A 10,106-nucleotide genomic window follows, 5' to 3' on the forward strand; every position below is an offset into this window, starting at 1 on the left:
AAGTCAGTAACCATACCTATGGCAAGGCAACGCTGACGTGGTTTGAAGAGATTTTCGAAGAGTATTAGGAGAAAAAGAATGAAAGAAATTTCTTTTGACGCATTTTACCAGCTTTATCAAAACGACCAACTTTCTCTAGTGGACGTGAGAGAAGTGGACGAATTTGAAACTCTTCATTTAGAAGGTGCCCACAACCTACCACTTAGTCAATTGGCTGATACCTATGATCAGTTGGATAAGAACCAGTTACATTATGTTATTTGCAAATCTGGAATGAGATCGGCGCGTGCTTGCCAATTTCTAGCTGAACAAAGTTATGAGGTTATCAATGTACAAGGTGGCATGACGGCCTTTGAAGAACTCTAAACGTAAGAATTTTCTCCTGCTTGGTGTGGACTGGGTAGGAGAATTTTATTTTTAGACAATTCTCATTTTTAAGAATCTTGAAAACATTCAATATTTACTTCGTGAAGCTTTTTTCATACTCCTATTCATGATATACTAGGTCAGTATTTTATAAATATGAAGGAGATTTTCATGGCTAAAAAAGGTGCCCTAACAGGTTTGCTCCTGTTTGGAATATTTTTTGGTGCGGGGAACTTGATTTTTCCGCCTTCTCTAGGTGCTCTATCTGGAGAACATTTTCTTCCTGCCATCGCAGGTTTTGTTTTTTCAGGCGTAGGTATCGCCGTTTTGACCCTTATTATTGGAACGCTAAATCCTAAAGGATATATTTACGAGATTTCAACAAAGATAGCGCCTTGGTTTGCGACTCTTTACCTCTCAGTTCTTTACTTGTCAATTGGTCCATTCTTTGCTATCCCACGTACAGCTACAACAGCTTACGAAGTAGGGATTAGCCCCCTTTTGTCGGATGCAAATAAAGGTCTTGGTTTGATTGTCTTTACGGTTCTTTACTTTGCAGCAGCCTATTTGATTTCGCTTAATCCATCAAAAATCTTGGACCGCATTGGACGTATTTTAACGCCAGTCTTTGCGATTTTGATTGTTATCTTGGTTGTTCTGGGAGCTTTCAAATACGGTGGAACAAGTCCTCAAGCTGCTTCAGCTGCTTATCAAGCTTCTGCCTTTGGGACAGGTTTCCTAGAAGGTTATAACACCTTGGACGCCCTCGCCTCAGTTGCCTTTAGCGTAATCGCAGTTCAAACCTTGAAACAACTTGGATTTTCAAGTAAGAAAGAATACATTTCGACTATTTGGGTGGTTGGTATCGTTGTAGCCCTTGCCTTTAGTGCTCTTTACATTGGTTTAGGATTCCTTGGAAATCATTTCCCAGTACCAGCTGAGGCTATGAAAGGTGGAACACCAGGTGTTTACATCTTGTCACAAGCCACTCAAGAAATATTTGGTTCAACAGCTCAACTCTTCCTCGCAGCTATGGTTACTGTAACCTGCTTCACAACAACAGTTGGTCTGATTGTGTCAACAGCTGAGTTCTTTAATGAACGCTTCCCACAAATCAGCTACAAGGTTTATGCGACAGCCTTTACCTTGATTGGCTTTGCCATTGCCAATTTGGGTCTTGATGCGATTATCAAGTACTCCATTCCAGTATTGGTTATCTTGTACCCAATCACCATTGCCATCGTTATGATTGTCATTGTCAACAAATTCGTGGCTCTTTCAAAACCAGGTATGCAGTTGACAATTGCTGTTGTTACAGCTATTGGCATTGCAAGCGTACTAGGAAGCTCCTTTAAGGTTGAATTTTTTGCAAATCTTGTTAGCGTTCTTCCTTTTGCCAAGGCCTCACTCCCATGGTTGGTTCCAGCCATTGTCGGAATCTTGCTCTCATTGGTTCTACCAAACAAGCAAGAAAGCGATGTTTTTGAAATGGAATAATTACTAAAATCACTTTTGTAGTCAAGTCTACAGGAGTGGTTTTCTTTTTTTATCCGATGATAAATGTGTTATAATAGGTAGCAAAAGAGGTGAAGAAATGAATCAAACAGTAGAATATATCAAAGAACTAACAGCTATTGCATCGCCAACAGGCTTCACTCGTGAGATTTCGGACTATTTAGTCAAGACTTTAGAAGGTTTTGGTTACCAGCCGGTTCGCACAGCTAAGGGCGGTGTCAATGTGACCATTAAAGGTCAAAAAGATGAACAACACCGCTATGTGACTGCCCATGTAGATACGCTGGGTGCCATTGTCCGTGCTGTCAAACCAGACGGTCGTCTCAAAATGGACCGTATCGGTGGTTTTCCTTGGAACATGATTGAAGGAGAAAACTGTACCGTTCATGTGGCTAGCACAGGTCAAAAGCTATCAGGTACCATCCTCATCCACCAAACTTCTTGCCATGTCTATAAGGATGCAGGAACTGCAGAACGCACGCAGGACAATATGGAAGTGCGTTTGGACGCCAAAGTAACAAATGAAAAAGAAACTCGTGCCTTGGGGATTGAGGTCGGTGATTTTATCAGTTTTGACCCACGAACTGTCGTGACAGAGACAGGTTTTATCAAGTCTCGTCATTTGGACGACAAGGTCAGCGCAGCGATTTTGCTTAACCTGCTTCGTATCTATAAGGAAGAGAAGATTGAATTGCCCGTAACAACCCATTTTGCTTTTTCAGTCTTTGAAGAAGTGGGACACGGTGCTAATTCTAACATTCCTGCTCAGGTAGTAGAATATCTGGCTGTGGACATGGGAGCTATGGGAGATGACCAGCAGACAGACGAATATACAGTATCCATCTGTGTCAAGGATGCTTCAGGTCCTTATCACTATGACTTCCGTCAACACTTGGTTGCTTTGGCTAAAGAGCAAGATATTCCATTTAAGCTGGATATCTATCCATTTTATGGTTCGGATGCTTCAGCAGCTATGTCTGCAGGGGCAGAAGTCAAACACGCCCTTCTCGGTGCTGGTATCGAGTCTAGTCATTCTTATGAGCGCACTCATATTGACTCGGTGGTTGCAACAGAGCGTATGGTTGATGCTTATCTAAAAAGCAACTTGGTAGATTGATATGTGTCTTATTTGTCAGAGAATTGAGCTCATTAAAGCTGGGGAAAATCCCTATTTTGTCAAAGAGTTGGAAACAGGCTATCTTGTTATTGGAGACCACCAGTATTTTGAAGGCTATAGTCTTTTTCTAGCCAAGGAACATGTCACCGAATTGCATCATTTAGAAAAGGAAACGAGGCTCCGTTTTCTAGAGGAAATGAGTTTAGTCCAAGAGGCAGTTGCCAAGGCCTTTACTGCTGAGAAAATGAATATCGAGCTTCTAGGCAATGGCGATGCCCACCTTCATTGGCACATTTTCCCTAGACGAACAGGTGATATGAATGGTCACGGCCTCAAGGGACGTGGTCCAGTCTGGTGGGTTCCCTTTGAAGAAATGACAGCAGAAACCTGCCAAGCAAAACCTGATGAGATTGAAAAATTAGTCAAACGTTTATCGTCAGAACTAGATAAACTATTAGAAATAAAGGAGTAACAATGAAAAAAAGATACCTTGTCTTGACAGCCTTGCTAGCCTTGACATTGGCAGCTTGTTCACAAGAAAAAACAAAAAATGAAGATGGAGCAGCTAAAACAGAGCAAACAGCTAAAGCTGATGGAACAGTCGGTAGTAATTCTCAAGGAACTGCCCAGAAAAAAGCAGAAGTGGTCAATAAAGGAGACTACTACAGCATCCAAGGGAAATACGATGAAATCATCGTAGCAAATAAACACTATCCATTGTCGAAAGACTACAATCCAGGGGAAAATCCAACAGCCAAGGCAGAGTTGGTCAAACTCATCAAGGCTATGCAAGAGGCAGGTTTCCCGATTAGCGACCATTATAGTGGTTTTAGAAGTTATGAAACTCAGACCAAGCTCTATCAAGATTATGTCAACCAAGATGGGAAGGCAGCAGCTGACCGTTACTCTGCCCGTCCTGGCTATAGCGAACACCAGACAGGCTTGGCCTTTGATGTGATTGGGACTGATGGTGATTTGGTAACAGAAGAAAAAGCAGCCCAATGGCTTTTGGATCATGCAGCTGATTATGGCTTTGTTGTCCGTTATCTCAAAGGTAAGGAAAAGGAAACAGGCTATATGGCTGAAGAATGGCACCTGCGTTATGTCGGAAAAGAAGCAAAAGAAATTGCTGCAAGTGGTCTCAGTTTGGAAGAGTATTACGGCTTTGAAGGCGGAGATTACGTCGATTAAAAAATAAACTTTTCTCTTGCAATTCCAGATAAATAGTGTATAATAGATGGGTATGTGAAAAGCATACTTGTGGGAGGTAAAAATCTCTAATTACCGCCAAAACCACAAAGGAGGATTTAAAAATGGCTAAAAAAGTCGAAAAACTTGTAAAATTGCAAATCCCTGCTGGTAAAGCTACACCAGCTCCACCGGTTGGACCTGCTCTTGGTCAAGCTGGTATCAACATCATGGGATTCACAAAAGAGTTCAACGCTCGTACAGCTGACCAAGCTGGGATGATTATTCCAGTTGTTATCTCAGTTTACGAAGATAAATCATTTACTTTCGTTACGAAAACACCACCAGCTGCTGTTCTTTTGAAAAAAGCTGCAGGTGTTGAAAAAGGATCAAGTACACCTAATAAAACTAAAGTTGCTACAGTTACTCGTGCACAAGTACAAGAAATTGCAGAAACTAAGATGCCAGATTTGAACGCAGCAAACGTAGAGTCTGCAATGCGTATGATCGAAGGTACTGCTCGTTCTATGGGATTCACTGTTGTTGACTAATCAATAACACAGTAGAAAATCTCACAGCAGTCTATTAGTTGCTTTTCATACTAGGCAAGTGACTGATACTTGTACTTGGGTACAGCAAGGGAACTTAAGGCCGTAGGAAAAGGAAAGTAATAGACTGAAAACCCGCAAGACTTCATCATTTCGAGGAGTGACGTGGGAGATGAAAATCGATTGAACCACTTACAAGGAGAATAGAAAATGGCTAAAAAAAGCAAACAACTTCGTGCTGCTCTTGAGAAAATCGACAGCACAAAAGCATACAGCGTAGAAGAAGCTGTAGCACTTGCAAAAGAAACTAACTTTGCAAAATTTGACGCAACTGTAGAAGTTGCTTACAACTTGAACATCGACGTTAAAAAAGCTGACCAACAAATCCGTGGAGCAATGGTATTGCCAAACGGTACTGGTAAAACTTCACGCGTTCTTGTTTTCGCACGCGGTGCAAAAGCTGAAGAAGCAAAAGCTGCTGGTGCAGACTTTGTTGGTGAAGATGACCTTGTTGCTAAAATCAACGACGGTTGGTTGGACTTCGACGTAGTTATCGCTACACCTGATATGATGGCTCTTGTTGGACGTCTTGGACGTGTCCTTGGACCACGTAACTTGATGCCAAACCCTAAAACTGGTACTGTAACAATGGATGTTGCTAAAGCAGTTGAAGAGTCTAAAGGTGGTAAAATCACTTACCGTGCTGACCGTGCAGGTAACGTTCAAGCAATCATCGGTAAAGTATCATTTGAAGCTGAAAAATTGGTTGAAAACTTTAAAGCTTTCAACGAAACAATCCAAAAAGCAAAACCAGCTACAGCTAAAGGAACTTACGTAACAAACTTGACTATCACAACTACTCAAGGTGTTGGTATCAAAGTTGACGTAAACTCACTTTAATCAGTAGTTAAAGTAATGTAAAAAAGTTGAAGACGCTATGTCTCAACTTTTTTTGATTTCAAAATCTAGTGGAATGAATCTGGAATAGTCCATCGAGCTTTCTAATACTCTTCGAAAATCTCTTCAAACCACGTCAACGTCGCCTTGCCGTGCGTATGGTTACTGACTTCGTNNAAAACAGTGTTTTGAGCAACCTGAGGCTAGTTTCCTAGTTTGCTCTTTGGTTTTCATTGAGTATAACACATTGTTAGAAGTTGGTTTAAATTTCCTAATCAGTTTGTTCACATTTACCTTCGATATATTATATCCCATAGTTAAGGTTGGTCATACAGATGATTATAGTCATGGAGCCGTAAAACTTAGTGTTTCTTTAGTTGACAAAGATGCCATGAAAAAATATCTGTAACTGTAATAGGATATTTTGAAATAAATATAGATGAAAATATCACCGATATTCTATACGTAAATGGTACTGCTATTCTTTGTCCTTATTTACGTTCTATTGTTTCAATAGTTTCGGCAATTGATAGCAGTGAAGCAATGTTGCTACCTACCATTAATGTTTTAGAGTTACTAGATAAATCTCAACCTTTTGAAGAAGAATAATTTATTAGCTCACTAAATTGAGGGTAAGGAAAAGTAAAAGCAGTAAGAAAAATGTCTTGCATTATACAGCAACCTTTTGGGAATGAGTAGATGGATTGAATAAAATTTGATTAAGAGTGGATGATTTATCTGTAGATTATTATTGGACAGTTAGTCTTGAAGTAGTCTAAGAATTAGGTTATAATCAGTAGAAGCCTTGCTAATAATGAGGAGGTTAGTTTATGTATAGTAGACTGAATCTAAAATAGTATGAAACAATTGCTAAAACATTTATAGAAATTAATTTTACTTTTCCAATCAATTTGTTCTCATCTTATTTCAATCCGCTATATATTATGGTATCGAATCTTCATCAGAATGATAAAATTAATCAATTAATATCTGATTATAAACAGAATATGAAAGCTTTTTATATCACTATTGAAAAATTTATACGAGATGATGAAAGTCTTAAGTGTTATTTTACAAAGGTTATTTCAAGTCGTTCCAAGGTAACAAGTCTAAATCAGATTGAAGCTGATAAAACGATACAAAGAAAATATTCAAGTGAGCTAAAAAAATTTATTGGATTTTATAATGAGATTATTTGTGAGGAAAATAGTTTCCTACATGTACGAAAGAGGTGGTCGAGTTGGTTTAGGTAGTCGGTGCGTGAGTTGATAATTCTCAGGGTATGGACTTCTTTTTCATGAATGAGGTAAAAGAGCAGGTATTGTTTAGAGACAATCATTCTGAGCATATTTTCTGGATAGAGGGAGTATCCGATTTTATGATCAAAGTTAATACCGCCCTCTGGTGAGAAGATGAGTAGGTTGGTAATTTAAACTATTCAACTGAATTTTTGATTAAAAGTATTATTTTATGAGAGAAATCCTAATTTCACAATCCATAGGCAAACGCTTACATTCTGTTTTTTATTGGACTATAATAGATTGGTATAAAGCCTTCTGTAGTAATAAAATATAGAAGGTGTAGAAAGTAAGGATTTAGAATATTTGTAGTTAAAAACACAATGTTGCTATTCCTTATGATAGGGAGATAGATATGGCAATGATAGAAGTGGAACATCTTCAGAAAAATTTTGTGAAGACTGTTAAGGAACCGGGCTTGAAGGGGGCTTTGCGCTCCTTTATTCATCCTGAAAAGCAGACCTTTGAAGCGGTCAAGGATTTGACCTTTGAGGTTCCAAAAGGGCAGATTTTAGGATTTATCGGGGCAAATGGTGCTGGGAAGTCGACAACCATTAAAATGCTGACAGGAATTTTGAAACCAACATCTGGTTTTTGTCGGATTAACGGCAAGATTCCCCAGGACAATCGGCAAGATTATGTCAAAGATATTGGGGTTGTTTTTGGACAACGCACCCAGCTATGGTGGGATTTGGCACTGCAAGAGACCTACACGGTTTTGAAAGAGATTTATGATGTGCCAGACTCGCTCTTTCATAAGCGCATGGACTTTTTGAATGAAGTCTTGGATTTGAAGGACTTTATCAAGGATCCTGTGCGAACTCTTTCACTGGGACAACGGATGCGGGCGGATATTGCAGCTTCCTTGCTCCACAATCCCAAGGTTCTCTTTTTAGATGAGCCGACCATTGGTTTGGACGTTTCGGTCAAGGATAACATTCGTCGTGCCATTACTCAGATCAATCAGGAGGAAGAAACAACCATTCTCCTGACCACTCACGACTTGAGCGATATTGAGCAACTCTGTGATCGGATTTTCATGATTGACAAGGGGCAGGAAATTTTTGATGGAACGGTGAGCCAACTCAAGGAAACCTTTGGCAAGATGAAGACGCTCTCCTTTGAACTGCTACCAGGTCAAAGTCATCTCGTCTCTCACTATGAAGGTTTTTCGGATATGACCATTGATAGACAAGGAAACAGCCTCAACATTGAATTCGATAGTTCTCGCTACCAGTCAGCTGATATTATCAAGCAAACCCTGTCTGATTTTGAAATCCGCGATTTGAAGATGGTGGATACGGATATTGAGGATATTATCCGTCGCTTCTACCGAAAGGAGCTCTAAGATGGTCAAATTGTGGAGACGTTATAAACCCTTTATCAATGCAGGTGTTCAGGAATTGATCACCTATAGAGTCAACTTTATTCTCTATCGAATAGGCGATGTCATGGGGGCTTTTGTAGCTTTTTATCTCTGGAAGGCAGTCTTTGATTCCTCACAAGAGTCTTTGATTCAGGGCTTCAGTATGGCGGATATCACCCTCTACATCATCATGAGTTTTGTGACCAATCTTCTGACTAGATCCGATTCTTCCTTTATGATTGGGGAGGAGGTCAAGGATGGTTCTATTATCATGCGCTTGTTGAGACCGGTGCATTTTGCGGCCTCATATCTTTTCACCGAGCTTGGGTCCAAGTGGTTGATTTTTATCTCTGTTGGCCTTCCATTTTTAAGTGTCATCGTGTTGATGAAAATCGTATCTGGACAAGGTATTGTAGAAGTGCTGGGATTAACTGTCCTTTATCTTTTTAGCTTAACGCTGGCCTATCTGATTAACTTTTTCTTTAATATCTGCTTTGGATTTTCAGCCTTTGTATTTAAAAATCTATGGGGTTCCAATCTACTCAAGACTTCCATAGTGGCTTTTATGTCTGGAAGTTTGATTCCCTTGGCTTTCTTTCCAAAGCTTGTTTCAGATATTCTGTCCTTCTTGCCTTTTTCATCCTTGATTTACACTCCAGTCATGATTATTGTTGGGAAATACGATGCCAGTCAGATGATTCAGGCGCTCGCTTTGCAGTTCTTCTGGCTCTTAGTGATGGTGAGCTTATCTCAGTTGATTTGGAAACGAGTCCAGTCATTCATTACCATTCAGGGAGGTTAGTATGAAAAAATATCAACGCATGCATCTGATTTTTATCAGACAATACATCAAACAAATTATGGAATACAAGGTGGATTTTGTGGTTGGTGTGCTGGGAGTTTTTTTGACTCAAGGCTTGAACCTATTGTTTCTTAATGTCATCTTTCAACACATCCCATCCCTGGAAGGTTGGACTTTTCAAGAAATTGCCTTTATCTATGGTTTTTCCTTGATTCCCAAGGGACTGGACCATCTCTTTTTTGACAATCTCTGGGCATTGGGACAACGCTTGGTGAGAAAAGGGGAGTTTGACAAGTATCTGACTCGTCCTATCAATCCTCTCTTTCATATTCTAGTTGAGACTTTTCAGATTGATGCTTTGGGAGAACTCTTGGTCGGTGGTATCCTATTGGGAACAACAGTGACTAGCATTGCTTGGACTCTTCCAAAATTCCTGCTTTTCCTAGTTTGTATTCCTTTTGCGACCTTGATTTATACTTCCTTGAAAATCGCGACAGCCAGCATCGCTTTTTGGACCAAGCAGTCAGGCGCCATGATTTACATTTTTTATATGTTTAATGATTTTGCCAAGTACCCGATTTCCATTTACAATTCGCTTCTTCGTTGGTTGATCAGCTTTATCGTGCCTTTTGCCTTTACGGCCTACTATCCTGCTAGCTATTTTTTGCAGGACAAGGATGTACTCTTTAACATTGGAGGTTTGATTTTGATTTCCCTTGTCTTTTTTGGTATTTCCTTGAAACTATGGGACAGGGGCTTGGATTCTTATGAAAGTGCTGGATCCTAAGATGAAGAAACTCAAAGCCTTGTCTTAGGACAGGCTTTTTCTAATAGAGATGAAAATTCCTTGACATCTATTCTCAGAGTGCTATACTGTAAGTGTAATCGCCGATTTATCTCAGTTGGTAGAGCAAGGCACTCGTAAAGCCTAGGTCACAGGTGAACATATGACTGAAGATTTGAAAAAATAGATATGTATAAATAACCGTTAACCCCAATTATTCACCCC

The 10,106-nt window shown here is 39.8% G+C and carries 12 protein-coding genes; all 12 read left to right on the plus strand.

The window, feature by feature from the left end; translation table 11 throughout:
- Nucleotides 1-78: 78 nt before the first annotated feature.
- The 12 genes from HT736_RS02000 (at nt 79) to HT736_RS02050 (ending at nt 9,884) form a co-directional block, all read left to right on the plus strand.
- On the plus strand, nt 79-366 hold the full coding sequence (locus HT736_RS02000; protein WP_172926392.1) for a rhodanese-like domain-containing protein: 288 nt from the start codon (nt 79-81) through the stop codon (nt 364-366).
- Between the two features lie 171 nt (nt 367-537).
- A complete protein-coding gene (brnQ, locus tag HT736_RS02005) occupies nt 538-1,863 on the plus strand; it encodes a branched-chain amino acid transport system II carrier protein (RefSeq protein ID WP_031222542.1) in 1,326 nt (441 codons plus the stop codon).
- Between the two features lie 97 nt (nt 1,864-1,960).
- Complete coding sequence (locus HT736_RS02010; protein WP_023938993.1) at nt 1,961-2,998, plus strand: M42 family metallopeptidase; 1,038 nt, start codon at nt 1,961-1,963, stop codon at nt 2,996-2,998.
- Nucleotide 2,999: 1 nt separating this feature from the next.
- Nucleotides 3,000-3,470 carry an HIT family protein gene (locus tag HT736_RS02015; protein WP_050223150.1) on the plus strand — a complete coding sequence of 157 codons (471 nt, stop codon included), beginning with the start codon at nt 3,000-3,002 and terminating at the stop codon, nt 3,468-3,470.
- Nucleotides 3,471-3,472: 2 nt separating this feature from the next.
- Nucleotides 3,473-4,189 carry an LD-carboxypeptidase LdcB/DacB gene (gene ldcB / locus HT736_RS02020; protein WP_023936566.1) on the plus strand — a complete coding sequence of 239 codons (717 nt, stop codon included), beginning with the start codon at nt 3,473-3,475 and terminating at the stop codon, nt 4,187-4,189.
- 122 nt (nt 4,190-4,311) lie between these two features.
- A complete protein-coding gene (rplK, locus tag HT736_RS02025) occupies nt 4,312-4,737 on the plus strand; it encodes a 50S ribosomal protein L11 (protein WP_001085812.1) in 426 nt (141 codons plus the stop codon).
- A gap of 207 nt (nt 4,738-4,944) precedes the next feature.
- A complete protein-coding gene (gene rplA, locus HT736_RS02030; RefSeq protein ID WP_001085675.1) occupies nt 4,945-5,634 on the plus strand; it encodes a 50S ribosomal protein L1 in 690 nt (229 codons plus the stop codon).
- A gap of 396 nt (nt 5,635-6,030) precedes the next feature.
- A complete protein-coding gene (locus tag HT736_RS12035) occupies nt 6,031-6,240 on the plus strand; it encodes a hypothetical protein (RefSeq protein WP_223200444.1) in 210 nt (69 codons plus the stop codon).
- Nucleotides 6,241-6,638: 398 nt separating this feature from the next.
- The gene (locus HT736_RS12040; RefSeq protein WP_000643408.1) at nt 6,639-6,884 is read left to right on the plus strand and encodes a hypothetical protein; all 246 of its coding nucleotides are present in this window, start codon (nt 6,639-6,641) and stop codon (nt 6,882-6,884) included.
- A gap of 400 nt (nt 6,885-7,284) precedes the next feature.
- On the plus strand, nt 7,285-8,277 hold the full coding sequence (locus HT736_RS02040) for an ATP-binding cassette domain-containing protein (RefSeq protein WP_001240792.1): 993 nt from the start codon (nt 7,285-7,287) through the stop codon (nt 8,275-8,277).
- Nucleotide 8,278: 1 nt separating this feature from the next.
- Complete coding sequence (locus HT736_RS02045; protein WP_023936562.1) at nt 8,279-9,097, plus strand: ABC-2 family transporter protein; 819 nt, start codon at nt 8,279-8,281, stop codon at nt 9,095-9,097.
- Between the two features lies 1 nt (nt 9,098).
- Nucleotides 9,099-9,884 (plus strand): ABC transporter permease, encoded by a 786-nt coding sequence (locus HT736_RS02050; protein WP_023936560.1) that lies wholly within the window; start codon nt 9,099-9,101, stop codon nt 9,882-9,884.
- Nucleotides 9,885-10,106 lie beyond the last annotated feature (222 nt).

The organism is Streptococcus sp. 339 (genome assembly GCF_013277285.1).
Classification (GTDB): domain Bacteria; phylum Bacillota; class Bacilli; order Lactobacillales; family Streptococcaceae; genus Streptococcus; species Streptococcus pseudopneumoniae.

Bases quoted from the DNA above. Each gene is read 5' to 3' on its own strand.
- ldcB (WP_023936566.1), top strand. From the start codon at position 3,473: ATGAAAAAAAGATACCTTGTCTTGACAGCCTTGCTAGCCTTGACATTG.
- HT736_RS12040 (WP_000643408.1), top strand. From the start codon at position 6,639: ATGAAAGCTTTTTATATCACTATTGAAAAATTTATACGAGATGATGAA.
- HT736_RS02015 (WP_050223150.1), top strand. From the start codon at position 3,000: ATGTGTCTTATTTGTCAGAGAATTGAGCTCATTAAAGCTGGGGAAAAT.
- HT736_RS02000 (WP_172926392.1), top strand. From the start codon at position 79: ATGAAAGAAATTTCTTTTGACGCATTTTACCAGCTTTATCAAAACGAC.
- HT736_RS02010 (WP_023938993.1), top strand. From the start codon at position 1,961: ATGAATCAAACAGTAGAATATATCAAAGAACTAACAGCTATTGCATCG.
- HT736_RS02040 (WP_001240792.1), top strand. From the start codon at position 7,285: ATGGCAATGATAGAAGTGGAACATCTTCAGAAAAATTTTGTGAAGACT.
- rplA (WP_001085675.1), top strand. From the start codon at position 4,945: ATGGCTAAAAAAAGCAAACAACTTCGTGCTGCTCTTGAGAAAATCGAC.
- HT736_RS02045 (WP_023936562.1), top strand. From the start codon at position 8,279: ATGGTCAAATTGTGGAGACGTTATAAACCCTTTATCAATGCAGGTGTT.
- HT736_RS02050 (WP_023936560.1), top strand. From the start codon at position 9,099: ATGAAAAAATATCAACGCATGCATCTGATTTTTATCAGACAATACATC.
- brnQ (WP_031222542.1), top strand. From the start codon at position 538: ATGGCTAAAAAAGGTGCCCTAACAGGTTTGCTCCTGTTTGGAATATTT.
- rplK (WP_001085812.1), top strand. From the start codon at position 4,312: ATGGCTAAAAAAGTCGAAAAACTTGTAAAATTGCAAATCCCTGCTGGT.